Origin of the sequence: Amycolatopsis alkalitolerans (assembly GCF_006152065.1) — a bacterium.
In the GTDB taxonomy this organism is placed as follows: domain Bacteria; phylum Actinomycetota; class Actinomycetes; order Mycobacteriales; family Pseudonocardiaceae; genus Amycolatopsis_E; species Amycolatopsis_E alkalitolerans.
The window spans coordinates 1-24,318 of the sequence record NZ_VDFW01000009.1; the positions used below are offsets into that span (position 1 = coordinate 1).

The following is a 24,318-nucleotide window of genomic DNA, read 5'->3' on the forward strand; positions in this document are numbered from 1 at the left end:
CACGGCGCGCTCCAACGCCACACCACGCCCACCGCAGCATGATTTCGACCTTGAGGTTGACACAGGGGGTGTCATGCGGCCAGCTTGTCACGATCATCGGCGACGCGGTGCCGACTGTGTGTCACTCGGCCTGCTCTGCACCTTTGTCCGGCTCGGCCGGCTCGGCCAGCAGCCGCTCGAGGTCGAACTCCGCACTCAGCTCGGCGAAGATCGGCGTGGGCTCCAGTTCCTTCTGGCGCACGCTCATCTGTCCTTGCCTCCCTCCCCGCGCGAGCCCTCATCGCGCGGTTCCCGTTCCCCGCCGGTAGAGCGCGTCCCCCTCGCTCCGTATTCCCACGGGAGTGTTAACACGAGGTTATGTTACCTACTCACGGTAAGCAATGGCCGGACAGCTGAATGATGTTCATACCGACAGCAGCGATGACAAGCGCCGTAACCGGGATCATAATGGGATCCGAAGGTGGTGCGGTATGGCACTTCACGGTGAAGAGCAGCGGCGGCTGACCGAGATCGAGCGTCAGCTGGCCGAAGAGAATCCGCGCCTGGCCCAGCGACTGTCCGAGCTGCGGCCGATGCGGATTCCGAACGTGGTGTTCGCGATCATCGGCGGACTGTGCTCGATCGTGGCAGGCCTGTTCATCATGGTCGCGGGTGCGCAGGCACAATCGGGATTCCTGATCGTCTTCGGCACGATACTGACCGTCGCGGTGCCCACCGCGATCCTCTGGCGGACCTGGCTCTACCGGCTCCAGTGACCACGGCCTAGGAGCTTGGGCACGACGAACCACAGCAGCACGAACGCGATCGCCACCAGACCGCCCACGACGCCCATCGCCACCGGGCCGTAGACGACCTTCGCGATCAGGCAGACCACGTCGGAAACCGCGGCGGCGAGGCAGACCAGGCCGACGAGCACGATCCGGTTGCCCACGCGGAGGATGTCGGTGCGGCGGCCTGCCCGGAACAGGATCCGGTGCCACGCCGCGGGCGCGGCGAGCAGCGCCGTCGCGAGCGCGGTGAGGACGACCGCGACCAGGTGCATCCCCTTCTCGAAGCCGCTCGCCTCCCGGAACAGGCCGGTGAAAACGACCGAGAGCAGGAACCCGAAGAGGATCTGCACCCCCGCTTGCGCGACCCGCAGCTCGGCGAGCAGTTCGTTGAGGTTCCGGGCAAGGCGCTGGTCCTGCGTCTCCTCGTCCATGGGGTCACCGCCGGCCGCGGCTGGAATCGCGGACCACGAGTTCGGGCGTGAACACGACCTGCTGATGTTCGACCGGTTCCTCGTCGCCCCCGGACTCGGCGATGAGCAGCTCCGCCGCGGTACGGCCGAGCCGTTTCGCCGGCTGGCGGACGGAGGTGAGCGGCACCGCCGCCGCGGCCGCGACCTCGATGTCGTCGTAGCCGACGATGGCCAGCTGCGCGGGTACCCGCACCCCGGCGGCGACCATCGACTGCAGCACGCCGAGCGCGAGCAGATCGTTGGCGCAGAACACCGCCGTAGGCCGGGGGCTCATCCCGAGGAGCCGGGCCCCGGCGTCCCGCCCGGACGCGACATCGAGCGCGCCGGTCTCCAGCACGGACAGCTCGGCATCGGAACCGTCGAGCGCGGACCGGACCCCGGCTTCGCGGTCACGGCACTGCGCGAGCACCTGCGGCCCGTTGACGAAGGCGATCCGCCGGTGTCCGGCTTCGAGCAGGTGCCCGGCCGCGAGCGCGCCGCCCGCCACGTCGTCCACGGAGACCGAGCTGGCCTCCTCCGGCGGCACCTTGCGGTCGACGACTACGTACGGGATTCGCCTGCGGCGGAAGGTTTCCAGCGCCTGGGCCGACGTGCCGACGGGACCGAGCAGCACCCCGCGCACGCGCTGTTCGGCGAACATGCCGAGGTACGAGGCCTCGAGATCCACCCGCTGCCCGCTGTTGCAGGTGATCACGTTGAGGCCGGCCTCATGCGCCGTCTCCTCCGCGCCGCGCACCACGTCGACGAAGAACGGGTTGCCCAGATCGAGCACCAGCAACGCCAGGATGCGGCTGCGGCCGGCGCGCAGCTGCCGCGCGGACTCGTCGCGAACGTACCCCAGCTCCTGGATGACCGACAGCACGCGGGTCCGGGTCGCGGTCGAGACCATATGCGGCCGGTTGACCACATTGGACACCGTGCCGATGGAGACCCCGGCTTCCCGTGCCACGTCCTTGATGCCGACCATGGACCATGCTAGCACGGAATGAAACGTTTCACGGGTCCGGGTGACCGTCGTTCGTGAGCAAGACTAACGTTAGGACCACGACGACGAGGAGGCTCCACGTGGAACTGATGCGGCTGGGCGAATTCGGCGGCGAGCGGCCGGTGGTACGCCACGACGGGACGGTGTTCGACCTGAGCGGCCTGACGGCCGACATCACCGGAGACTTCCTCGCCGGCGGCGGCCTTGCCCGGATCGCAGGCGCACTCGACGCCGGCTCTCTGTCCACTGTGGACGATTTCGGGCAGCGGATCGGCGCACCGGTGGCGAAGCCGGGCGCGGTGATCTGCATCGGGCAGAACTACGCCGCGCACGCCGCCGAGTCCGGTTCCGCGCCGCCCGAGCGGCCGATCATCTTCTTCAAGCACCCGAACACGGTCGTCGGCCCGAACGACGACGTGCTCATCCCCCCGGGCGCGACGAAGGTCGACTGGGAGGTCGAGCTCGCGGTCGTGCTCGGCAAGCAGGCGCGCTACCTGTCCTCGCCGGAGGAGGCGCTCGATTACGTCGCCGGGTACACGATCGGCAACGACGTGTCCGAGCGGGCGCTGCAGACCGAACTGTCGGGTGGGCAGTGGTCGAAGGGCAAGTCGGCGGAGACGTTCAACCCGCTCGGCCCGTGGTTGCTACCCGCCGCCGAACTGCCCGACCCGCAGAAGCTGGGCCTGCGCTCGTGGGTCAACGGGGAACCGCGCCAGGACTCGAACACCGCCGACATGATCTTCCCGGTGGCGCAGCTGATCTTCGACCTGTCCCAGTACCTGGTCCTGGACCCGGGCGACGTGGTGAACACGGGCACCCCGCAGGGCGTCGCGCTGTCCGGGAAGTACCCGTACCTGAAGGCGGGGGACGTCATGGAACTGGAGATCGACCAGCTGGGTCGCCAGCGCCAGCGGCTGCGGTGAGCGAAGTCGTCCTGACCCGACCCCGTCGCCGGTAACGGTCGTCACGGGTGACAATGGAGCGCGTGACCCAGACCCTGACCAGGCCCGCCCTGAAGATCGGCCCGTACGAGGTCGATCCCCCGGTCGTGCTCGCGCCCATGGCGGGGATCACGAACGTCGCGTTCCGGCGGCTGTGCCAGGAGTACGGCGCCGGGATCTTTGTGTGCGAGATGATCACCGCCCGCGCCGTCGTCGAGCGGCATCCCGGCACGATGCACATGATGACCTTCGGCGAACACGAAACGCCCAGGTCGATGCAGCTGTACGGGGTGGACCCGAAGACGATGGCCGAGGCCGTCCGGATCATCGTCGGCGAGGGCCTCGCCGATCACATCGACTCGAACTTCGGCTGCCCGGTGGCAAAGGTCACGCGCAAGGGCGGCGGGGCCGCGCTTCCCTACAAGCGCCACCTGTTCGCCGACATCGTCCGGGAGTCGGTCAAGGCCGCGGAGCCGGCCGGGGTGCCGTTCACCGTCAAGTTCCGCGTCGGCATCGACGACGATCATCACACCTACCTCGACGCGGGCCGGATCGCCGAAGCCGAGGGCGCGGCGGCGGTCTCGCTGCACGCCCGCACCGCAGCCCAGCGCTACTCGGGCAAGGCCGACTGGACCAGGATCGCCCGCCTGAAGGAGGCGGTGCGGACCATCCCCGTCCTGGGTAACGGCGACATCTTCACCGCGGGCGACGCACTGAGCATGATGGCCGAGACCGGCTGCGACGGCGTGGTCGTCGGGCGCGGTTGCCTCGGGCGGCCATGGTTGTTCGGTGAACTGGAGGCCGCGTTCGCCGGGCGCGAGATCCCGGCCGGCCCCTCGCTCGGCGAGGTCGCGCGGGTGCTGCGCCGCCACGCGGAACTGCTCGTCGAGCACGACGGGCCCACCAAGGCCATGCGTGACCTGCGCAAACATATGGCCTGGTACTTCATGGGCTTCCCGGTCGGCTCGGACCTGCGCCGCCGGTTCGCGATGGTGTCCTCGCTCGACGAACTGGACGAGTTGATCACCCGTCTCGACCACGGCGCGCCCTTCCCGGCGGGCGCGCTCGGCCCGCGCGGGCGCCAGGGCTCGCCCGGCAAGGTCACCCTCCCGCACGGCTGGCTCGACAACCCGGACGACGATCTCGTCCCCGAGGCCGAGGACATGCATTCGGGCGGCTGATCTGCCCGATTTCGGGCAGGAAACTTGCCGAGCAGGCAGCCAGCTGCGAACGTCGAAGGATGGATCAGCAGCTGGTGCACCACATCGCGGGCTCCACGGGCCTGCCGGTGCTGGTCGCCGAGCGGGTGATCGCGGACGTCATCGCGTACTACCGCGAGACCGCCGAGGAGTTCGTCCGCCGCCGGCACGCGGAACTGCAACGGCGCGGGCGTAAGAACGCCGAGATCTGGCAGGTCATCACCGCTGAGCTCGCCGAACGCCCCGTCGGGGCCGGCGCGCTGACCGAGCGCCAGCTGCGGCGCATCGTCTACGGCTGAAGGAAGGCGCGAAAGTATGTGCGGAATCGTGGGTTACGTGGGCAGACGGCCGGCCACGCCGATCCTGCTCGAGGGGCTGCACCGGCTGGAGTACCGCGGCTACGACTCGGCCGGGCTGGCCGTCGCGCAGCGGAACCGCCTCAAGATCACGAAGGCCGCGGTGCGCGTGGATGAGCTGCGCGATCTCGTCGACGAGAGCCAACCGTCCACAGTGGGCATCGCGCACACGAGGTGGGCGACGCACGGTGAGCCGACGGACGCCAACGCGCATCCCCATGTGGACAGCGCGAAGCGGATTGCCGTGGTGCACAACGGGATCATCGAAAACGCGGGCCGGCTTCGCGCGCGGCTGACCGAAGAGGGCGTGGCGTTCGCGTCCGAAACGGACACCGAGGCGCTGGCGCATCTGATCGCACGGGCGCTGGCGGACGGTGCATCGTCGCTGGAAGACGCGGTGCGGGCGACCCTGCGTGAGGTCAACGGCGCGTACGGGATCGTGGTGCTGGACGCGCGGAATCCGGGGCAGCTTGTGGTGGCACGCAACGGAAGCCCGATCGTGCTCGGCATCGGTGACGGCGAGATGTTCGTGGCCTCGGACGTGGCCGCGCTCGTGCGGTACACGCAGCGGGTGGTGTATCTCGACGACGGCGAACTCGCGACGATCACGCCGGACGATTTCGTCACCAGCACGCTGCAGGCACACCGCACGGCGAAGACACCGACCACAGTGGACTTGAAGGATGCCGACTACGATCTCGGCAACTACGCGAACTTCATGCACAAGGAGATCTGGGAACAGCCGGAGTCGGTGCGGCGGACGCTGCTCGGCCGCCTCGACGAGCGGTTCGGGACCGCCCGGCTCGGTGGGATCAACCTCGATCCCCGTGCGCTGCGGGCGATCCGCCGCGTGAAGTTCCTCGGCTGCGGATCGGCGTACTACGCGGGGCAACTGGGCGCGAACCTCGTCGAGGAATGGGCGCGGCTGCCTGCGGACGCCGAACCGGCGTCGGAGCTGCGATACCGGAACCCGGTGGTCGAAGAGGAAACGCTGTACGTCGCGGTGAGCCAGTCGGGCGAGACGGCGGACACCCTCGCCGCGGTGCAAGAGTTGCGGCGCAAGGGCGGCCAGGTGATCGGGGTCGTCAACACGGTCGGCAGCGCGATCGCCCGCGAATGCGGCAGCGGGGTGTTCCTCCACGCGGGGCCGGAGGTCTCCGTCGCCTCGACCAAGGCGTACACGAATATGGGTGTCGTCTTCGCGATGCTCGCGCTGGCGCTCGGGCGGGTCCGCGATCTATCCGTTTCGGACGGTGCGCGGATCGTCGCCGGCCTGGACGCGCTGCCCGCGCGGATCGCGGAGGTCCTCGCGGCCGAGGACGAGATTTCCGCCGTGGCGAAGCAACACGGCTCGGCGGTGCGGATGTTCTTCATCGGCCGGGTGCGAGGCTGGCCGGTCGCACGCGAAGGCGCGCAGAAACTGAAGGAGATCTCGTACGTGCACGCGGAGGCGTACCAGGCGGGCGAGCTGAAACACGGGCCGCTGGCGCTGATCGACCCGTCGATGCCCTCGGTGGTCGTGGTCCCGGACGACGAGCTGCTGGCGAAGAACATCGGGACGATCGAACAGATCAAGGCCCGCGGCGGCCCGGTCATCGCGGTGACGAACGCGGCTTTGCCGTCCGGCCTGGCGGACTCGGTGATCCAGGTGCCGCGCAGCGAGCCGGAGCTGGACCCGATCCTGTTCACGGTGCCGCTGCAGGTGTTCGCCTACCACCTGGCGCACCATCTGGGACGGGACATCGACAAGCCCCGGAACCTCGCGAAGAGCGTGACCGTGGAGTAGTGACCAGGGCTCGAATCGCCGGTGCGCCAACGCCTTTCGGCCCGTCCTGTGTCATCCGCCGATCTTAGCCTCGCGCGATCGCGTCCAGTTCCGCGCGCAACGCGGCCGCCACGGTGTCGATCTCCGTGAAATGATCCGGATCCGCGATCACCGTGATCGTCAGGCAGCCGGCGTAGGACAGCACTTCGAAGTAGACGGTCACGTTCCCGCCCTCACCGATGCCGATCGGCACGGCCGAGCGAACGGGATGGCCGCCGAAGAAGACCGGTTCCGCCGGGCCGCGCACGTGGCTGACCAGTGTGTGCAGCCGATGCTGGTGATTCATGTACCACCGGTACCCGCCGAGTGCGGCCAGACCGCGATAGGCCTTGCCCAGCAGCGCGAGCAGCGACGGGCCCGCCGCGGCCGCCTTGGTCTCCCGCACCTGCGCGGCGACCTGCCTCAGCCGCCACAGCAGATCGCCGCCGCCCGGCACCCGGATCAGCATCGGGGTCACGACGTTGCCGAGTCCATCTCCCTGCGGCCGCCCGGAGACCGGTACCGCGATGGCGAACGCCGGCTGGCTCACGACCCGATGCAGCGCGCCACCGACCGCGACGAGCACGGCGTCGTTTACCGTTGCGCCACAACGATGTGCGGCCTTTCGCAGTGGCTCCACCTCCACGCGGACGGCCCGGAGCACTCGCCGCGGCCCCGTCTTCCGCAGCAACGCCGACGGCGCGGCACGCGGCGGCCACAACCCGCCTCCCGCGGACAGTGCGGCGCGAAGCTGTCGCCAGAACTCGCGGGACCGCCGGAGCCGCGCGACGGCGCGTGCCAGGTTCTCGGCGGCGAGTTGCCTGTTCGCGGGCCATGGCCGCGGGAACGGCGTCTCCGGCGCGGCGGTGCCGGGATCCAGCAGATGCGCCAGGACAGCGAGACCACCGACACCGTCGGCGAGCGCGTGGTGCAGCACGATCACCAGGCCCACCTCCCCGCCGGGCCCGGTCAGGAACACCGCGGACCACAGCGGCGCGGTACGCGGCAGGGGGGTCGCGACGACCTCGAGCGCCGTGCTGAGCAGATCTTCACAAGGCATCGCCCGGACGTGCTGGTGCAGGTCGAACCCGGTGTCGTCGATCCAGATCGGTCCGCCGCAGCCGGCCGGCACGCGGACCAGCCGCTGGCGTAACCGCGGCAGAGCCGGGATCCGCTGGGCGAACAACCGCCGGGCGCGCGCCAGATCGAAGCCCGCCCAGTCGAGGGATAGCAGTACTCCGAACTGCTCGGGCATGGTCCTGCTGTCCATCGCGAGGAACGCCAGATCGCCCGGGCTCGCTCGCTCGATCGTGGGCATACCTCAGCGGACTCCTCGCCCGGCCCAACGGACCAGAGTCGAAGGGCCCATTTTCTGTCGGTGGCCGCCGGTAACGTTCCCCAGGTGACCGAACCTTCTTTCCTGCGCGAGATCCGCACGGCCTACGACGCCGTCGCCGCCGACTACGCCGAGCTGCTGCGCGACGCGCTCGCCGGCAGCCCGTTCGACCGCGCGATGCTCGGCGCTTTCGCCGAACTCGCCGACGGTCCCGTGGCCGATCTCGGCTGCGGCCCGGGCCGGATCACCGCGCACCTGGCTTCGCTGGGGACGGACGTGTTCGGCGTCGACCTGTCGCCGGAGATGATCGCGGTCGCGCGGCGGCTCCATCCGGGTCTGCGGTTCGAGGAAGGTTCGTTGCTGGGGCTGGATCTGCCGGACGCCGAACTGGCGGGCGCGGTGGCCTGGTACTCGATCATCCACACGCCGCCGGAGCACTTGCCGGCGGTCTTCGCGGAGTTCGCGCGCGTGCTGAAACCGGGCGGGCATCTGCTGCTCGCCTTCCAGACCGGTGAAGGCCAGCCGCGCCATCTTTCGCACGCCTACGGTCACGACCTGTCGCTGGACGCCTACCGCCTCTCGCCCGGCAACGTCGTGAAGCTCTTGACGGAAGCCGGTTTCGCGATGCATGCCCAGCTGGTGCGCGAGCCGGAAGGGCCGGAGAAGACGCCGCAGGCGTACCTGCTCGCGCGCCACTGACCCTTTCCCCGCGCCGAAGAAGACCGCCCGAAGTGCGCCCGCAACGACCTACAGACGTCATGGTCTGCCGATCAGTCGGTTCACGTAGCCGGCTCGGACCAAGTTGTCGTAGGCCCGGCGCGCGAGGGCGGTCAGCTCCATGGGAGCCGCGAACCCTCGCTCGGCATAGACCGTGATTCGCTGCGTGTCCCCGACGAGCATGGTGATCACGCGGTCCGCGTCGCCGATGGACTCGACGTACTCGTCGAGCGGTTGTGACCGGGAGGCACAGACGACGTCGACGTCGGGCCAGAGTTTCCGGCAGGTGGCGTAGGCGCGCCGCTGCTGGTACGGGCGGCTGATCAGCGTCACCGACCGCACCGCGATCGCGCGCTCCTCGAGCAGCCGGCGGGTGAAGCCGATGTTGTCGCCGGTGTTGCGGGCTTCCGTCTCGACGAGGATCGCCGCGTCCGGGACACCGAGTTCCACGGCATGTTCGCGGTAGTGGATCGCTTCCCCACGCGGGAAGTGTTCGACCGTGGTGGGTGCGTTGGCACCGGTGAAGACGATGAGCGGGAACATGGCTTGCCGGAACAACTCGGCGGTATAGGTGGCGACGCCGAGATCGTGGCTGCCGAGTCCGATGCCGACGTCGGTGGGCCGCGGTGCGTGGTGGAGGTTGTGGTAGTCCCAGAGCGTTTGGACGTCGGCGCGTAATTCGTCGGGAATGCGGGTCGAACGCTCGGGCATCGGCACAGCTCCTGATCGGGTGGAAAGTCCAGGTTAGCTGTAGGTTCCGGTGGTGGATGGCGACAACACGACCCTGATCCGGCTGGCCACGGGCGAGGACGCCGAACGTGATTGCCCGCATCCACCTGGACTCGCGAGCTGCGACCATGCCCTGTCTGCCGGCACAGACATACACCCCGGGCGAGGTGACGGGCTGGATCAGCGAGGTGGTCCTGCGGACATGCCGGACCACGGTCGCGGTGCGGCGCCGCGAAGTCGTCGGCTACGCCGCACTGGACGGCGATGTGCTCGAACACCTATATGTGCGGGCAGATGTCCTGCGCCAAGGGATCGGCACGCTGCTCCTCGACGAGATCAAGACATTGAGCTCGGAACGCGTGTCGCTGCGCGTCTTCGCACAGAACACCGAAGCCCGCGCCTTCTACGAGCGCCATGGCTTCGCCGTGGTCCGCGCCAGCGACGGCAGTGACAACATGGAACGGCTGCCGGACCTGACGCTTCACTGGATACCAGTTCGCGAAAATCGTTCAGGTAAACCTCTATTGCCGGAAAACGGAGCATAGCTTTCATCATTTTTGCTTGTTATGTTCGCTTTGATTCTCCGATTATCCGGTACCCGCGAGGATGCTTTGCTAGTTTTCGACCCGGCGACACACGGTCAAGAAGGAGAGCCGCATGCTTTCTGTGCACCCGGGCGAATTGCAGCCGGGATCGGGCAGAATTCTGAATATCGGCGATCAGACCAAAACGGTCGCGCAGAATCTGACCGAGACGCTCGGCAATATGGCGAGCGCCGCAGGGCACCCCGATTTGGCGAGCGCATTGTCGAAGGTCGGCGCCTCGGCCATGAAAGCAGCCATGGATACGGCTGCCGGCATCGAGTACCTCGGAAACCAGGCCGCCACGGCCGCGAAACAGTTCGACCAGACCGACGAGCAGGCGAAGAAGCACGTCGACAATGCGGCAGGCGGCGCGCGATAACGAACGATTTCGCGGCGCCACAAGGCGATCCGGCTGCGCTGCTACGGCTCGCCGATGAGCTGGACCGGCATGCCGGTACCCTCACACAGGTTTCCGGCGACACCGGACGGACGGCGTCGTCGGTGCAATCGCAGGCTCAGTGGCAGGGCGACGGCGCGAACGCCTACGCCGCGTTCGCCACCGGACTCAAGAACGGATCGGGCCTGATCCCACCGTCGCTGAGCCAGGTCTCGGGTGCGATTCGCAGCTACGCCACCACGTTGCAGGCCGCTCAGGAAAAGGTCGCGAGCGCCGGCACGAGCGCGCAGCACGCGTCGACGAACAACGATCAGAACGGTGTCGCCGCGGCGAAGGGCGACGCCGCGACGGCGAACAAGGAAGTAGAAGACTCGGCTCGCGAAACGTCGGGCAAGCTCGGCGAAGTCGAGGAGCAACTGAACAAGGTCTGGGAAGGCAGCGAACCCGTACGCGCGTGGCTCGAGAAGCTGCACGCTCCCTGGGACGTCGTCAACGCTGACAAGTGGCTCGACATGGCCGTCCAGAAGGGCGAGTCGGCCACCGAAGCGCTGGAAAAGTGGACCAAGGAGATGCCAGAGCACATCGGCAACTGGTGGCGGGAGATGAGTCCGATCGCCCACGACGCGGAGAACGGCCTCATCTCGTGGGACGAGGTCGAGGCGGCCGCCGCGAAAGTCGGCACCAAGATCGATGCGGCCAAGGCGTTCACCCAGCAGTGGGCCCAGGACATCAAATGGGTCGCCCCCGCGACAAATCTCGGCAAGGCAGCCGGGTTCGGTATGGGGGTCGCCGGGATCGCCGGAGATGCGTTCACGATGATCAGCCCGCCGGACAAGGGCGCCATGGGCAACGTCGACCGCGCGGCAGCCGGGGTCAACGGGGCGTTGCTGGTCGCGAACATGGCCACCGATGAGATTCCCGTCGCCGGTGAAGTCACCATGGCGGCTACCGGGATCTACCTCGGTGGCAATTACCTGTACCACCATTGGGGCGCCTTTCACGACGCGTGCAATGCCGTGGGGCACGGCGCCGTCACCGCCGGCAAAGCCATCGGGCATGCCGCATCGTCCGCCTGGCACGCCGTTTCAAGCTGGCTCTGATCGAGGAGGGAGCCCCGATGGACACGAACGCGAAACCCGGCCCACGCGCGGCCGACGTCGCGGAAGCCCGCCGACTCTTCGATGCCGCCGAACAGAACGGCTTAGCTCCGCTGCCGGATCTGCTGGCCACGGAACTGTGTGTGCTCGGCGCGCCCGCGCATTCGCTGTTCGACGAAGCGATCGTGCGCGCATGGGCAGAATTGCCCGAAGCGGCCCGGGAAGAGCTTGTCGTCAACGCGCTGAACGGCCTGCACCAACGGCGGCTGCTGGATCCGCCCGCGGATCCTGATGACCCCACCTTGCGCATGCACGCGCCGCTGGCGACGATCGTCACAGGGCGCGCACATCCGTCCTTCCTCGCTGTCTGCACTGCGGAGTGCGCGTCACAGGATGCGCCGCGCATGTACGGGGTCGCGGAACAAGGACGAGGTATTCGCGTCGTTCTCGTCGAACGCCCGAGCACTAATCGGTTGAATCCGCACACGGGCGACGTCGAAGAGCTGGCACCGGAAGAGGATGGCAATTTGAACCAGATCTACCAGTATCTGCTGGTTTCTCCCGGCGAGGCTGTCCGCGCGCTCGGTGCCTGGCTGCATTCGGATGCCGAGTACAGAGTGGAGTTCTTTCACAATCCCGAAGTCGGCAAGTTTCGCCGTGACACTATACGAGGCCGGGAGATCCTGTCTCTTGACGACGGTGCTGTCATGACGAAAATGAGGAACCTCATCGAGTCGGGAGTAACAACATGAACGGGACGCCGCTCGGGCTTCGCGGGGTCGAGGCGTACGCCGAGGACCGCTGTTCCTGGCGCCCGCCGTTGGTCGTCCTCGGCATCGCGATGCCGGTCCTGGTGATCGCCGCTGTCGTGGCCGGGATGATCCTGCATGCGGAGGGATTCGCGCTGCTCGTCATCCCGCCGCTGATCATCTGGCTGGCGACCGGAGCGCGCTACCTGCCGATGGTCTGGCCCACCGGTATCCGGATCGACGGCGACGGCGTCCGCATCGGCGCGGTGCGGCGCTGGGAACGCAAACCGGACCGCAAGCGACGTCGCAAGCCGCCGCCGGCGTCGTTCCAGCACTACCACGTGTTCTCGTGCCCGTGGCGCGGCATCCTCGCGCTCGAGGTGACGACAGACCGCAAACGCATGCGCGAGCTGGACAAGACCGCGCACCGCGCACCGTCGAAGAATCTCCGGGCGACCGGTGGCCTTCCCGTCGCCGCGTTCTATCTGGGCATGCTCACCGCGCCGTTCGCGAAGGCGGAGCTGATCATCGAGATCGACCCCGAGTACGCCCAGTTCCCCACCTTCCGCGACGTGCAGGCGCTGTTCGCGGGCACATCGCAGGCCGGGACGCGCTCGACCACATGGGTCGTGCCGACTCGCCGGCCACGCGAGCTCACCCGGCTCGTCGCCGCCATCACCAGCACGCCCGAATGGAACAACCGCATCCTCACCGGCGGCGACGGCCCGAGCTGGTAACCACGAGAACTCGATGGGGTCGCCGCCGGTCAGGCGCCCACGAGCTGCCCCGCGGCGACGCATGTCGACCCGCGACCTCATGGCGCGGTTGGGATCCGACGACATGCTGGCCGCGCTGATCTACCAGCGGGCCACCAGCGACACGGACCGGCTTGCTGGCATGTTGCTGGAACCGTGGTTGACCGCTCCCAATGGCACGCTAATGGCACGGCGCGCCCGGTGCGGGGAGCCGACCACGAGGATCGCATTCCACTAGACTGGCGGTCATGAGCAGCGAGAGCAGCCGGGAACCTGCGGAGTCGCGTGAGGCTGCCCGCCGGCTGCTGGAAGCGGTACCCGATGAGCGCGTGTCGGCCGTGTTGAGCATGCTCCGACAGCTCGCCGATGAACCTGAGACCGAGCGGCCCCGTCGGCGGTTCCGGACAGTCGGCGTGCTCGACGCCGAACCCGACCTGGGTAGGCGCTCGAAGACGATCGCCCGTGACGAACTCGGTGGCGGATCGAGCAAGACAGCGTGATCCTCGTCGACACCGGTGTCGTCGTTGCCATGGGCAATCGCCGCGACGAAGACCACAAACAATGCACCGAGTTGTTGGTCGACAAGTATGCCGACTTCCCGCTTGGCACCGCCGACGCCTGCGTCGTAGCACTGGCCGAACGCCTCGGCGTGACACGCGTGGCAACACTGGACACCCGGCATTTCTCCGTTGCACGGCCACGACACGTCGCTTCGTTCGAACTGCTGCCCTTACCGACGCCGCATGGCCGCCAATGGCCCGACGACCGGAGATGATCTAGATACGACGAAGGCCCGGGTCCCGAGGAAACCGCCTCTGACCTGGGCCTTTGCCGCGAAGAGCGGATGACGGGAATCGAACCCGCGTATTCAGCTTGGGAAGCTGATGTTCTACCATTGAACTACATCCGCAGCGTCTCAAAGCATACACGGTGCGCCCCAACTCCTTCGCGAGGCCTGCTTGACGTGCCGCGGGCAACTGACAACACTTGTTGTCATGGATGAGCGGCTTCCCGATCCCCAGCTCTTCCGCCAGGGCGGGTTCCGGCTGGCCGCGAAGTTGTTCGGGCCCAGTGACGATCTTCGCGCGACTGCGGAGCAGGTCCGGCAGTTCCGCGAGTACGCCAAGGCCGAGGACCCGCTCGCCGACGCGCTCGTCGCGAGTATGCCTGCCACCAGGCCCGCGTTCGAGGAGGCGCTCACCAAAGGCATCGACCACATGGCCGAACCGCCCGCAGAGGTTCGCGACTTCTTCGGGGCCGTCGACGCGACGCCCTACTGGCTCGACCACGACCGGCTCGAGCGGGGCGCCCGGGCGATCACGCGCACCGGACTGCTCGGCCTGTTCCCCCTTGGCGACATGTCGCTCATGGGCGGCTACCTCGCCTCCCGCGCGACGAAATCCCTTGTCGCGACCGGCGAGATCGAGCATATGGCCGGCCGCCGCCTCATCGAGACCGCCGCGTGGTGGATCGACGTCACCACGCCCGGCAACCTCCGGCGCGGCCGCAGCGGCTACGCGTCCGCCCTCCGCGTGCGGCTCGTGCACGCGCACGTCCGCGCGGCCATGAACCGCCGCCGCGACTGGGACTACGAGGCCTGGGACCGCCCGGTCAACCAGGTCCAGACGGCCGGCACCCTCCTGCTGTTCTCCCTCGTCTTTGTCGTCGGCACCCAGCTACTCGGCATCCGCTACACCGACCGCGAGCGCGCCGACATCCTTCACCTGTGGCGTTACGTCGGCTGGCTCATGGGCGTCGACGAAGGCCTCCTGCCCGCCGGCGAGAACGACGCCTGGCGCCTGCTCTGGCTGCTCGCCACCACCGAGTTCATCCCCGACGAGGACTCGAAGCGCCTGGCCAAGGCCCTGCGCGACACCCACGAGAGCGGGCCCATCGGCAAGGCGCTCGGGCGCGTGCACTCCTCGATCAGCCGCCTCGTGCTCGGCAAGGCCAACGCCGATTTCCTCGGCCTGCCCAACGACCTCCTCACCCAGGGCGCCGTGCTCACCGCGGCGGCGGTCAACTTCGCCGCCGAGACCGCCCGGCGCCGCATCCCCGGCGCCACCACGCTTCAGGAGCTCATCGGCACCCTCGAGCGCCGTCACTACGTCGACAGGCTCGGGAAGATTGTGCGGCTCGATCCCACCTACTCCCGGCACCTCCTCTAGGGTGGTCGGGTGCTGCTGAGTGACCGTGACCTCCGCAAAGAAGTCGAAGCCGGCCGGCTCGGGATCGATCCCTTCGACCCCGCCATGGTGCAACCGTCCAGCGTGGACGTGCGGCTCGACCGCTTCTTCCGGGTCTTCAACAACAGCCAGTACACCCACATCGACCCGGCCAAGCAGCAGGACGAGCTGACCTCGCTGGTCGAGAAGCAGGGCGAGGACCCGTTCGTCCTGCACCCCGGCGAGTTCGTGCTCGCCTCGACCTTCGAACTGGTCAGCCTGCCCGACGACCTCGCGGGCCGGCTGGAGGGCAAGTCCTCCCTCGGCCGCCTCGGGCTGCTCACGCACTCCACCGCCGGGTTCATCGACCCCGGGTTCACCGGGCACATCACCCTGGAACTGTCGAACGTCGCGAACCTGCCGATCACGCTCTGGCCCGGGATGAAGATCGGCCAGCTGTGCCTGTTCCGCCTCACCAGCGCCGCCGAGTTCCCGTACGGTTCGGCCGAGGTCGGCTCCCGCTACCAGGGCCAGCGCGGCCCGACGCCGAGCCGCGCCTACAAGAACTTCCATCGCGTGGACACCTGGCGCTGAAAGCCTAAGCCGAGTTCGCACTCCTTTCGCGCTGAGGTTCGTGCGAAGAGATCAGCTGACGCGCGCCCGCCCGATGATGGCCTTGGTGTCCGCGGTGGACGGCAGCGTGCCGAACGCGATGCCCCAGTCACCACCGAGCCGCGAGGCGCAGAAGGCGTCGGACACCGCGGCCGGGGCATACCGGACCAGCAGTGAACCCTGCAGCACCAAGGCCATCATCTCGACCAGCCGCCGCGCGCGGAACTGAACGTCGTCCACATCGGACAGTTCCTTGCGCAGGGCGCCGACGGCGTCGTCCAGCCGCGCGTTCGCACCGGCCGCGAGTTCGACCTCACCGAAGAAGGCCTCCACAGTTTCCGGCTGCTTCCCCATGGCGCGCAACGCGTCCAGCGCGGCGACGTTGCCCGAACCCTCCCAGATGGACAGCAGCGGCGCCTCCCGGTAGAGCCGTGGCATACCCGATTCCTCGACGTATCCGTTGCCGCCAAGGCATTCGAGCGCTTCGGCCGTATGCGCGGGACCCCGCTTGCAGACCCAGTACTTGGTAACCGCCAGCGCGAGACGGCGGAAGGCTGCCTGCTCCGGATCACCGGTCGCGCGCGCGAGCCGCATCGCGACCGTGGTCGCGGCCTCCGACTCGACGACCAGATCGGCCAGCACGTTCGCCATCGCGGGCTGGTCGATGAGGTTCGCGCCGAACGCCCGGCGGTGCGCGGCGTGGTGCGTCGCGTACACGACTCCTTGGCGCATCAGGGAAGTCGTGCCGAGCACGCAGTCGAGCCGGGTGTTGTTGACCATCTCGATGATGGTCGGGACACCCCGGCCCTCCTCGCCGATCAGCCAGCCGAGCGCGCCGTCGTACTCGATCTCCGACGACGCGTTGGACTTGTTGCCCAGCTTGTCCTTCAGGCGCTGCAGGAAGATCCGGTTCCGCGAACCGTCCGGCAGCACGCGCGGGAGCAGGAAGCAGGACAGCCCGCCGGGCGCCTGGGCGAGCGTGAGGAACACGTCGGACATCGGCGCCGACGTGAACCACTTGTGCCCGGTCAGCACGTAGCTCCCGTCACCGACGGGCTTCGCGGTGGTCGTGTTCGCGCGGACATCTGAGCCGCCCTGCTTCTCGGTCATCGACATGCCCGCGATGAGCCCGCGCTTGGTGGTCGGCACGCGCAGGCCGAAGTCGTACTCGGGCGCGGCGAGCAGCGGCTCGTACACGGCGGCGAGTTCGGGGTTGGCGCGCAGCGCGGGAACCGCCGAGTAGGTCATGGAGATCGGGCAGACGTGCCCGCCCTCGGCCTGGTTCCACACCAGCACTTTCGCCGCGCGCGCGACGTGCGCGCCCGGACGCTCGTCGCGCCACGGCGCGGCGTGCAGGCCGTGCCGGACCGCGACCGTCATCAGTTCGTGCCACGCCGGGTGGAACTCGACCTCGTCGATCCGGTGCCCGTACCGGTCGTGCGTATGCAGTACGGGCGGGTGCTCGTTGGCCTGGCGGCCCCATTCCTGGCCCTGTTCGCTGCCCGCGAGCCGGCCGATCTCGTGCACCTCGTCCTCGGCCCAGCCGGCACCTTCGCGGCGCAACCCTTCGAGCAGCGCGGCGTCCTCGGCGACGTCGTAACCGACCAGCGGCGGGGCCTGGTTGAAGACCTCGTGGGTGTCAGACATGGGAACCTCCTAGGGCACGCAGGATGAAGGTGCGCAGATCGGCGAGCACATCGGTGTTGTCGGTGGTCAGCGGGCCGACGAGCACTTCGGTGACGGCGCCGACGAGCGCCGCGGCGGTACGCCCGGAGTCCTGCTGCGGCAGCAGCCCCTTGGCGACGCCTTCCCGGATGTGCTTGGCGGCGACGTCCCGGAACACGCGGCGGAACACGATGCGCTCCGCCTCGACGGGGGCGTCGACGGGTTCGGCCAACAGCGCGTACGCCCGGCGCGGGGCTTTCAGCGCGCGAAGGGCGAAGGTCTCGAACGCGGCCACGACGCGTTCGTCCGGGTCCCCGGGCAACTCGGCCGCGGCGGTGACGGCTTCGACCTCATGGCCGACCACGGCACGGAACAACTCGACGACCAGTTCGGCCTTACCGGGGAAGTGCTTGTAGACGCTGCCGGTGGCGACACCGGCCTTCGCCGCGACGGCTGCGACGGAGCAGCCCGCGTACCCGTGCTCGGCGAGCAGTTCACCGGCAGCGTCGAGGATCGCGGCGCGCTGGGCGTCCAGTCGCGCCTGGATCTTCGGCGTCCGGCGATACGGCACTCAAGAAGTGAACCACTGATTCAGCGCTTCACGCAATGGGTCACGCGGACCGGGCGGCGTTGAGCCGGGCCGCCTGGCGGGTGAGGTAATCGCGCTCGGCGAGGTTGGGCGCCTTGTGGGCCGCCTCGGCGTACAGCCGCGCCGCCGTTGCCGAGTCGCCGTCGCGTTCGTGGAGGTAGGCCGCCACCGCGGTGTGCCGGGGCAGCGAGTCGTCGAGCGCCGCGAGCGCCGTCAGCCCGGCGCGGGGACCGTCGGCCTCACCGACGGCCACCGCGCGGTTGAGCCGGACGATCGGACTGTCGGTCAGGCGCGCGAGCTCGTCGTACCACTCGACGATCTGCACCCAGTCGGTCTCGCCGGCGGTCGGCGCGTCCGCGTGCAGCGCCGCGATCGCCGCCTGGGCCTGGAACTCGCCCAGCCGGTCGCGAGCCAGCGCGGCCTGCAGGATGTCGACGCCCTCGGCGATCGCCGCGGTGTCCCACCGGCCGCGGTCCTGCTCGGCGAGCGGCACCAGGCTGCCGTCGGCCGCGGTCCGGGCGGCGCGGCGGGCGTGGTGGAGCAGCATGAGCGCGAGCAACCCCGCCACCTCGGGGTGGTCGATCGCGGCCGCGAGCTGCCGGGTGAGCCGGATGGCCTCGGCGGCGAGGTCGACGTCCCCGGAGTAGCCCTCGTTGAAGACCAGGTAGAGCACCCGCAGCACGGTCGCGACGTCGCCGGGCTGGTCGAACCGCACACTGGAGACGGTGCGCTTGGCCCGGCTGATCCGCTGCGCCATGGTCGCCTCCGGCACCAGGTACGCCTGGGCGATCTGGCGAGTGGTCAGCCCGCCGACGGCGCGCAGCGTGAGCGCTACCGCGGACGAGGGCGTCAGCGACGGATGGGCGCACAGGAAGTACAGCCGGAGCGTGTCGTCCACCGCCGCCGCGGGACCGGGCTCCGGCTCCTCGTCGACGAGGTCCTCACGCCGGCGACGTGCGGCGTCCGCCCGGGTCGCGTCGAGGAACCGGTGCCACGCGACCGTGACGAGCCACGCCTTCGGATCACGCGGCGGGTCGTCGGCCCAGGTCTCCACCGCCCGGATCAGGGCATCCTGCACGGCGTCCTCGGCCGACGCGAAATCCGCTCCGCGTCGGACGAGGACGCCGATCACCGCAGGTACGAGCCCCCGCAGCAACGCCTCGTTCACTCGGTCACCGTGGGCGGTTCGGTGAGGAACGGGCGCAGCTCGAGCCACTCGTGGATCGGCTTCCCGTCCGCACCGGGGGCGGCCGAAAGCTCCCCGGCCAGCTCGATGGCGCGCTCCTCGGTGTCGACGTCGATCACCATCCAGCCCGCGATCAGGTCCTTGGTCTCGGCGAACGGGCCGTCGGTGACCGGCGAGCGGCCCTCACCGTCGTAGCGGACGAACATCCCGTTCGGCGCCAGCGCCTGAGCGTCGACGAACTCGCCGGTCTCCTCGAGCCGGGCCGCGAAGTCGCGCATGTACTGCACATGCGCGGTGACCTCCTCCGGCGCCCACTGGTCCATGGGCACGTTGTTGACCGCGGCCGGCGCGCCGCGGTAGTGCTTGAGCAGCAGGTACTTGGCCATCGTGTTCTCCTCGAAGCTGGGTGCGACCCATTCTGGTCACATTCACCGCGGGGACGGAGCCGTTCACGGATTCTCGACATCGCGGCCAGAACTTTTTCCTAGAGCCGCTGGAGGCCTGCCAGCACGCGGCGCATCAGCGCCATCGGGGGTCTTCCCTCGGCCGTCCGCTCGGTGCCGTGGATGTGCAGCAACCCGAGTTCGGCCATATCGGACAGGAGCACCCTCGCCACGCCCAGCGGCATCGACAGCGTGGCCGCGACCTCCGCGACCGACACCGGCTGCCGGCACAACGCCCGCACCGGCTGGTACTCGTTGTTCAGCGCCGCGCCGGTCCACCGCGCGTCGGCGCGGACGTTGACCATCGTTTCGAGCGCCAGCTCGTGCGTGGCCTGGGTGCGGCCCCTGGTCAGCACGTACGGGCGGACACGGGGGCCGACCGCGTCCTCGGTCGGGATGTCTTCGGCGAACCGGGGCAGCGGCGGCAGGACCGGCTCGTGCACCGGCCACTCCGGTTCCGGCTCCTCGGGTTCGGGTGGGGGCGCGACCGGCTCGTCGAACTTCTCCAGTTGCTTCTCGCTCGGGAACCGGGCACCGGAGGGGCGGGCCGCCTGCCGCTGCTCCTTCTGCTCGACCGGTGCTGCGTCCGAGAACCGTTCGAGATGCTTGGCCGACGGGAAGCGGGCACCGGCACGAGCGGCCGGCGGCTTGCCGGCCGGCTCGCCGTCAGCGGATGTGCCCATTCTTCTGCCCCGTTCGCGCAGGTCACGGTAGTGCTCGCGGACATCTGTGGCGGCGAGGAAGTCAAGAATAACCCGGCTGTCGACCCCTGTTCGGCGGTAAGCGCGATTAATCGACCTCCAGCGGGTCCGCGCCCACTTCGGGTAACGACTCCGGCACAGCGACCGGCGCCGGCCGCGAGGGCCGCTTGACCGCCTCGAGCAGCAGCTGTGAGACGTCCACGACCTCGACCTTCTCGCTCGCCTGCCCGTCGTTCTGGCGTGCGGTGACACCGTCGGTGAGCATCACGCGGCAGAAGGGGCAGCCGGTGGCGATCTTCGACGGTGCGGTGCCGAGCGCCTCGTCGACGCGGTCGAGGTTGATCCGCTTGCCGATCTTCTCTTCCATCCACATGCGGGCACCGCCGGCCCCGCAGCACATCGACCGGTCGCCGTGCCGCGGCATCTCGCGATACTGCGCGCCGGACGCGCCGACCAGTTCACGCGGCGCCTCGTAGATCTTGTTGTGGCGGCCCAGGTAGCACGGGTCGTGGTAGGTCACGTCCGCGGCGATCGGCGCCACCGGCACCAGCCGCTTCTCGCGCACCAGCCGGTTGAGCAGCTGGGTGTGGTGCACGACCTCGTACGTGCCGCCCAGCTCCGGGTACTCGTTCGCGAGCGTGTTGAAGCAGTGCGCGCAGGTGACGACGATCTTGCGCTGGTCCCGGTCCTCGAACACCGAGTTGAGCACCTCGACGTTCTGCCGCGCGAGCATCTGGAACAGGAACTCGTTGCCCGCGCGACGCGCCGGGTCGCCGGTGCAGGATTCCTCCGGGCCGAGCACGGTGTACTTGACGCCGGCCAGGTGCAGCAGTTCGGCGACCGCCCGCGTGGTCTTCTTCGCACGGTCCTCGAAGGCACCGGCGCAGCCGACCCAGAACAGGTATTCAGTGTCAGGGGCCAGCTCAGCAGAATCTTCACCGAATACCGGGACCTCGAAGTCGAGGTCGTCTGCCCAGGCCAGCCGGTCCTTCGCGTTCTGGCCCCACGGGTTGCCCTTGTTCTCCAGGTTCTTGAACATCCCGTTCAGCTCGGACGGGAAGTTCGACTCGATCATCACCTGGTAGCGGCGCATGTCGACGATGTGGTCGACGTGCTCGATGTCCACCGGGCACTGCTCGACGCAGGCGCCACAGGTGGTGCACGACCACAGCACGTCCGGGTCGATCACCGCGCCGTCGTTGCCCACCAGGGCCCGGTCGGCTTCGGCGATCGCGAGCACGTCGATCCCCGCGTACGGGTTGTCCCCGGTGAGACCGACCTCGTCGCCCGCCATGTCCTTCTTGCCGCCCGCGAGCAGGTACGGCGCCTTCGCGTAGGCGTGGTCGCGCAGCTGCGCGATGACCAGCTTGGGGGACAAGGGTTTCCCGGTGTTCCACGCGGGACACTGCGACTGGCAGCGGCCGCATTCGGTGCAGGTGGTGAAGTCCAGCCAGCCCTTCCAGCTGAAGTCCTCGATCTTGCCGGCGCCGAAGACGTCCTTCTCCGGGTCGGCCTCTTCGAAGTCGAGCGGCTTGCCCTCGCTCATCATCGGCTTGAGCGCGCCGAGCGCGACCCCGCCGTCGTCTTCACGCTTGAAGTAGATGTTGAAGAACGCGCTGAACCGGTGCCAGGCCACGCCCATCGTGAGGTTCCGGCCGACCACGTAGAGCCAGACCATCCCCGACAGCAGCTTGAGCAGCGCGGTGATGGTGACCGCAGCGGTGCTCGCCGGCAGCAGTTCGGCGATGCCCTTGGTGACGAAGCTGCTCCACCAGGACGGGTCCTCGATCCCGCTGGAGATCTTGAACGCCTTCACCGCGAGGATGCCGAGGCCCTCGATGATCACCACGGCCTCGACGAAATACGCCTGCCCGAGGTTCGATCCGGCGAAGCGCGATTGGCGGTCCGCCCGCCGCGGGTGGTTGAGCTGGCGGATGACCATCAGCGCGAGCCCGCCGATCACGGTGCCGAGGCCGAGCAGTTCGGTGAGCAGCAGCCACGGCTCCCAGGCGCCGAAGACGGGCCAGTGGAAGTGCGGGTCGAACGTCTCGCCGTAGGCCTCGAACCACGCCAGCGAGCCGAGCAGGAAACCCCACATCACCATCCAGTGCCAGGGGCCGACGTGGCGGACCTTGTTCATCCGCGTATGCGCCGCGAACTCCCTGACGAGCGTGCCGAAGCGCGACCGGAAGGGGCCGTTGCGGGTCGGGTCCGGTTGTCCGAGGCGGATGATGCGCACCATGCGCCGGACGCCGGCGACGAACATGGTCCAAGCGACGATGCTTATGGCGACGCCGACCACACCGAGCGTGATCTGCAGAGCACCCATGAACGAAGCCTTTCGTCCGAATGTCGTTGTGGGGCGGGAGCCCAACCGTTGCTACCGATGAGTAACCCATGACTGGGCCTTAAGTCCCACCGATGTGGTGTACGACTCCCTAGAAATCGGGACGATCGTTCAGGTAGTTTTGGCCTTGTGGCCGCCTACCTTCTCCTCGCCCTGGCCATCGCGGCCGAGGTCACCGGCACCGTTTCACTCAAGCTCTCCGAGGGGTTCTCGAAGCTCACCCCGTCGCTCGTCGTGGTCGCCGGATACGCGGTGGCGTTCGTCGCGCTTTCCCTGGTACTGAAAATGGGTCTGCCGGTCGGGGTCGCGTACGCCATCTGGGCGGCGGCGGGCGTGGCCGCGGTGGCGCTGATCGGGGTGCTGTTCCTCGGTGAGCACATCAGTGTCGCCATGGTCGCCGGGCTGGTGCTGGTCATCGGTGGCGTGGTGCTGATCGAACTAGGGTCGGCGCGATGAGGGTCCAGCGGGACGGCCGCAAGGCGCGCGGCGAGCGGCGGCGGCACGACATCGTCGAGGCGACGCTGCGGGTGATCGAACGCGACGGGGTCGCTGGCGTGACGCACCGCACCGTGGCGGCGGAGGCGGGTGTGCCGACGACGTCGACCACGTATCACTTCGCGAACCTCGACGAACTGCTCATCGCGACGCTCATCTCATGCGCGCAGGACATGGCGACCGAGGTCTACTGGACGATCGACCGCGCCCGCTCGCGGGGCAGCCTCGGCGCGGCGGAGGTCGCGGGCCTGCTCGCCGAGGCGCTGGGCCCGCGCCGCGGCCGCACCATGGCCGAGTACGAGCTGTACCTGCTCGCTGCCCGCCGCCCCGAACTGCGCCCGGCGGCGCGGCGGTGGCTCGACGTGCTCACGTCGATGGTCCGGCCCGACGATCTCGTTGCGCTGCGGGCCTTTCTGGCCGGGATCGACGGGCTGCTGATCCAGGGCCTGATCGACGACGAACCGCCGACCGCGGAGGAGCTCAAGCCCGTCGTCGAGTACCTGCTGCGGCCGCACTGAGGCAGGTGCGCCGCCTCATACCGGGACAGGTTGAGACTTCAGCCCTTCTCCTCGTAGACGGGCACGATGGCCGCGCGGGCGAGGGTGTGGCCGAACAGGTTGAAGCCGAGGAACGCCGGGGTCGCGTCCCCTGGCACGTGGAGCGACTCCACGTCGAGCGCGTGCACCACGAAGAAGTAGCGGTGCGGCCCGTGCCCGGCCGGCGGGGCCGCGCCGAGGAAGTGCTTCACGCCGCCGTCGTTCTTCAGCGTGACCGCGCCCGCGGGCAGCCCTTCGCCGCTCGGTCCGCCCGCTCCCGAGGGCAGCTCGGTGACCGACGCCGGGATGTTGAACACCGCCCAGTGCCAGAAGCCGCTCGCGGTCGGCGCGTCAGGGTCGTAGCAGGTGACCGCGAAGCTCCTCGTCTCCGCCGGGAAGCCCGACCAGGACAGCTGCGGCGAACGGTCCTCACCGCCGGGCACCCCGAAGATGCCGCTCCGGTGGTGGGAGGCGAGCGTTTCGCCGTCTCGCATGTCGGAACTCGTGAGCGTGAAACCGGGCACGGGGGGCAGAAAGTCGTACGGGTTCGGTGACTGCGCCATCGATCCTCCTTGTCCGCGAACAAGATCAGGTCTGCAGCGTAGGTAGGGGACACCCCAGGGTCGAACCGGGGGCGTTCCCTGATGTCCTCCAGGTCTACCCGGCCTTAGCGTCTCCTGCACACCTAAG

30 protein-coding genes and 1 tRNA gene are annotated in these 24,318 nt (G+C 68.8%); 18 read left to right on the forward strand and 13 right to left on the reverse strand.

What is annotated here, in order from left to right:
* Window positions 1–121 precede the first annotated feature (121 nt).
* Window positions 122–247, reverse strand: coding sequence for a hypothetical protein (locus FG385_RS35305; RefSeq protein ID WP_268815923.1), 126 nt, complete (start codon window positions 245–247; stop codon window positions 122–124).
* A gap of 223 nt (window positions 248–470) precedes the next feature.
* On the opposite strand from FG385_RS35305, the gene FG385_RS12620 reads away from it, so the two are divergent.
* Complete coding sequence (locus tag FG385_RS12620; RefSeq protein WP_139096885.1) at window positions 471–755, forward strand: DUF3040 domain-containing protein; 285 nt, start codon at window positions 471–473, stop codon at window positions 753–755.
* Here FG385_RS12620 and FG385_RS12625 read toward each other — a convergent pair.
* Both FG385_RS12625 and FG385_RS12630 read right to left on the reverse strand, forming a co-directional pair.
* Window positions 740–1,201: a DUF6328 family protein gene (locus tag FG385_RS12625; RefSeq protein WP_139096886.1), complete on the reverse strand. Its 462-nt coding sequence runs from the start codon at window positions 1,199–1,201 to the stop codon at window positions 740–742. The genes FG385_RS12620 and FG385_RS12625 overlap by 16 nt on opposite strands.
* Before the next feature lie 4 nt (window positions 1,202–1,205).
* Window positions 1,206–2,207 carry a LacI family DNA-binding transcriptional regulator gene (locus FG385_RS12630; protein WP_139096887.1) on the reverse strand — a complete coding sequence of 334 codons (1,002 nt, stop codon included), beginning with the start codon at window positions 2,205–2,207 and terminating at the stop codon, window positions 1,206–1,208.
* 98 nt (window positions 2,208–2,305) lie between these two features.
* On the opposite strand from FG385_RS12630, the gene FG385_RS12635 reads away from it, so the two are divergent.
* The 4 genes from FG385_RS12635 to glmS are packed head-to-tail and all read left to right on the forward strand — an operon-like array spanning window position 2,306 to window position 6,507.
* Window positions 2,306–3,148: a fumarylacetoacetate hydrolase family protein gene (locus FG385_RS12635; protein WP_139096888.1), complete on the forward strand. Its 843-nt coding sequence runs from the start codon at window positions 2,306–2,308 to the stop codon at window positions 3,146–3,148.
* Window positions 3,149–3,201: 53 nt separating this feature from the next.
* A complete protein-coding gene (gene dusB, locus FG385_RS12640) occupies window positions 3,202–4,347 on the forward strand; it encodes a tRNA dihydrouridine synthase DusB (RefSeq protein WP_200834427.1) in 1,146 nt (381 codons plus the stop codon).
* A 59-nt stretch (window positions 4,348–4,406) separates the two neighbouring features.
* Window positions 4,407–4,664: a hypothetical protein gene (locus FG385_RS12645; protein WP_139096890.1), complete on the forward strand. Its 258-nt coding sequence runs from the start codon at window positions 4,407–4,409 to the stop codon at window positions 4,662–4,664.
* A 16-nt stretch (window positions 4,665–4,680) separates the two neighbouring features.
* The gene (glmS, locus tag FG385_RS12650; protein ID WP_139096891.1) at window positions 4,681–6,507 is read left to right on the forward strand and encodes a glutamine--fructose-6-phosphate transaminase (isomerizing); all 1,827 of its coding nucleotides are present in this window, start codon (window positions 4,681–4,683) and stop codon (window positions 6,505–6,507) included.
* A 64-nt stretch (window positions 6,508–6,571) separates the two neighbouring features.
* On the opposite strand, the gene FG385_RS12655 is transcribed toward glmS, so the two are convergent.
* Window positions 6,572–7,843: a wax ester/triacylglycerol synthase domain-containing protein gene (locus FG385_RS12655; RefSeq protein ID WP_139096892.1), complete on the reverse strand. Its 1,272-nt coding sequence runs from the start codon at window positions 7,841–7,843 to the stop codon at window positions 6,572–6,574.
* 84 nt (window positions 7,844–7,927) lie between these two features.
* Here FG385_RS12655 and FG385_RS12660 point away from each other — a divergent pair, with 84 nt between their 5' ends.
* Window positions 7,928–8,560 carry a class I SAM-dependent DNA methyltransferase gene (locus FG385_RS12660; RefSeq protein ID WP_139096893.1) on the forward strand — a complete coding sequence of 211 codons (633 nt, stop codon included), beginning with the start codon at window positions 7,928–7,930 and terminating at the stop codon, window positions 8,558–8,560.
* 57 nt (window positions 8,561–8,617) lie between these two features.
* On the opposite strand, the gene FG385_RS12665 is transcribed toward FG385_RS12660, so the two are convergent.
* On the reverse strand, window positions 8,618–9,289 hold the full coding sequence (locus FG385_RS12665) for a YdcF family protein (protein ID WP_139096894.1): 672 nt from the start codon (window positions 9,287–9,289) through the stop codon (window positions 8,618–8,620).
* 107 nt (window positions 9,290–9,396) lie between these two features.
* Between FG385_RS12665 and FG385_RS12670 the strand changes: the two genes are divergently transcribed.
* The 8 genes from FG385_RS12670 to FG385_RS12705 all read left to right on the forward strand — a co-directional run bounded on the left by FG385_RS12670 (window position 9,397) and on the right by FG385_RS12705 (window position 13,664).
* A complete protein-coding gene (locus tag FG385_RS12670; RefSeq protein WP_200834428.1) occupies window positions 9,397–9,852 on the forward strand; it encodes a GNAT family N-acetyltransferase in 456 nt (151 codons plus the stop codon).
* Between the two features lie 112 nt (window positions 9,853–9,964).
* Window positions 9,965–10,270: a type VII secretion target gene (locus FG385_RS12675; RefSeq protein ID WP_139096895.1), complete on the forward strand. Its 306-nt coding sequence runs from the start codon at window positions 9,965–9,967 to the stop codon at window positions 10,268–10,270.
* A gap of 122 nt (window positions 10,271–10,392) precedes the next feature.
* Window positions 10,393–11,388, forward strand: a complete 996-nt coding sequence (locus FG385_RS12680; protein ID WP_139096896.1) for a hypothetical protein — start codon at window positions 10,393–10,395, stop codon at window positions 11,386–11,388.
* A gap of 17 nt (window positions 11,389–11,405) precedes the next feature.
* The gene (locus FG385_RS12685) at window positions 11,406–12,137 is read left to right on the forward strand and encodes a hypothetical protein (protein WP_139096897.1); all 732 of its coding nucleotides are present in this window, start codon (window positions 11,406–11,408) and stop codon (window positions 12,135–12,137) included.
* Complete coding sequence (locus FG385_RS12690) at window positions 12,134–12,871, forward strand: hypothetical protein (RefSeq protein WP_139096898.1); 738 nt, start codon at window positions 12,134–12,136, stop codon at window positions 12,869–12,871. The genes FG385_RS12685 and FG385_RS12690 overlap by 4 nt, the downstream gene beginning before the upstream one ends.
* A 79-nt stretch (window positions 12,872–12,950) precedes the next feature.
* Window positions 12,951–13,127, forward strand: coding sequence for a hypothetical protein (locus tag FG385_RS34825; RefSeq protein WP_235022541.1), 177 nt, complete (start codon window positions 12,951–12,953; stop codon window positions 13,125–13,127).
* A gap of 10 nt (window positions 13,128–13,137) precedes the next feature.
* On the forward strand, window positions 13,138–13,389 hold the full coding sequence (locus FG385_RS12700; RefSeq protein WP_139096900.1) for a hypothetical protein: 252 nt from the start codon (window positions 13,138–13,140) through the stop codon (window positions 13,387–13,389).
* Entirely contained in the window at window positions 13,386–13,664 is a 279-nt protein-coding gene (locus FG385_RS12705) for a PIN domain-containing protein (protein WP_139096901.1), read from the forward strand. Before FG385_RS12700 ends, FG385_RS12705 begins: the two co-directional genes overlap by 4 nt.
* A 64-nt stretch (window positions 13,665–13,728) precedes the next feature.
* On the opposite strand, the gene FG385_RS12710 is transcribed toward FG385_RS12705, so the two are convergent.
* A tRNA-Gly gene (locus FG385_RS12710) sits at window positions 13,729–13,799 on the reverse strand.
* 85 nt (window positions 13,800–13,884) lie between these two features.
* On the opposite strand from FG385_RS12710, the gene FG385_RS12715 reads away from it, so the two are divergent.
* Window positions 13,885–15,057: an oxygenase MpaB family protein gene (locus FG385_RS12715; RefSeq protein WP_139096902.1), complete on the forward strand. Its 1,173-nt coding sequence runs from the start codon at window positions 13,885–13,887 to the stop codon at window positions 15,055–15,057.
* Between the two features lie 9 nt (window positions 15,058–15,066).
* Window positions 15,067–15,648, forward strand: coding sequence for a dCTP deaminase (dcd, locus tag FG385_RS12720; RefSeq protein ID WP_139096903.1), 582 nt, complete (start codon window positions 15,067–15,069; stop codon window positions 15,646–15,648).
* A gap of 51 nt (window positions 15,649–15,699) precedes the next feature.
* Here the strand turns inward: dcd and FG385_RS12725 are convergent, their stop codons facing one another.
* From FG385_RS12725 to FG385_RS12755, 6 genes are all read right to left on the reverse strand, one after another.
* Window positions 15,700–17,313, reverse strand: coding sequence for an acyl-CoA dehydrogenase family protein (locus tag FG385_RS12725; RefSeq protein WP_139096904.1), 1,614 nt, complete (start codon window positions 17,311–17,313; stop codon window positions 15,700–15,702).
* Window positions 17,306–17,902 (reverse strand): TetR/AcrR family transcriptional regulator, encoded by a 597-nt coding sequence (locus FG385_RS12730; RefSeq protein ID WP_139096905.1) that lies wholly within the window; start codon window positions 17,900–17,902, stop codon window positions 17,306–17,308. Before FG385_RS12730 ends, FG385_RS12725 begins: the two co-directional genes overlap by 8 nt.
* Window positions 17,903–17,942: 40 nt before the next feature.
* Window positions 17,943–19,088: an RNA polymerase sigma factor gene (locus tag FG385_RS12735; protein WP_139096906.1), complete on the reverse strand. Its 1,146-nt coding sequence runs from the start codon at window positions 19,086–19,088 to the stop codon at window positions 17,943–17,945.
* A complete protein-coding gene (locus FG385_RS12740) occupies window positions 19,085–19,492 on the reverse strand; it encodes a YciI family protein (RefSeq protein ID WP_139096907.1) in 408 nt (135 codons plus the stop codon). The genes FG385_RS12735 and FG385_RS12740 overlap by 4 nt, the downstream gene beginning before the upstream one ends.
* Window positions 19,493–19,590: 98 nt before the next feature.
* A complete protein-coding gene (locus FG385_RS12750; RefSeq protein ID WP_139096908.1) occupies window positions 19,591–20,232 on the reverse strand; it encodes a DUF742 domain-containing protein in 642 nt (213 codons plus the stop codon).
* A 106-nt stretch (window positions 20,233–20,338) separates the two neighbouring features.
* Complete coding sequence (locus tag FG385_RS12755; RefSeq protein WP_139096909.1) at window positions 20,339–22,579, reverse strand: (Fe-S)-binding protein; 2,241 nt, start codon at window positions 22,577–22,579, stop codon at window positions 20,339–20,341.
* 147 nt (window positions 22,580–22,726) lie between these two features.
* On the opposite strand from FG385_RS12755, the gene FG385_RS12760 reads away from it, so the two are divergent.
* Both FG385_RS12760 and FG385_RS12765 read left to right on the forward strand, forming a co-directional pair.
* Entirely contained in the window at window positions 22,727–23,053 is a 327-nt protein-coding gene (locus FG385_RS12760) for a DMT family transporter (protein ID WP_139096910.1), read from the forward strand.
* The gene (locus FG385_RS12765; RefSeq protein WP_139096911.1) at window positions 23,050–23,610 is read left to right on the forward strand and encodes a TetR/AcrR family transcriptional regulator; all 561 of its coding nucleotides are present in this window, start codon (window positions 23,050–23,052) and stop codon (window positions 23,608–23,610) included. Before FG385_RS12760 ends, FG385_RS12765 begins: the two co-directional genes overlap by 4 nt.
* Window positions 23,611–23,648: 38 nt before the next feature.
* Here FG385_RS12765 and FG385_RS12770 read toward each other — a convergent pair whose 3' ends face one another.
* A complete protein-coding gene (locus FG385_RS12770) occupies window positions 23,649–24,191 on the reverse strand; it encodes a YbhB/YbcL family Raf kinase inhibitor-like protein (protein WP_139096912.1) in 543 nt (180 codons plus the stop codon).
* Window positions 24,192–24,318 lie beyond the last annotated feature (127 nt).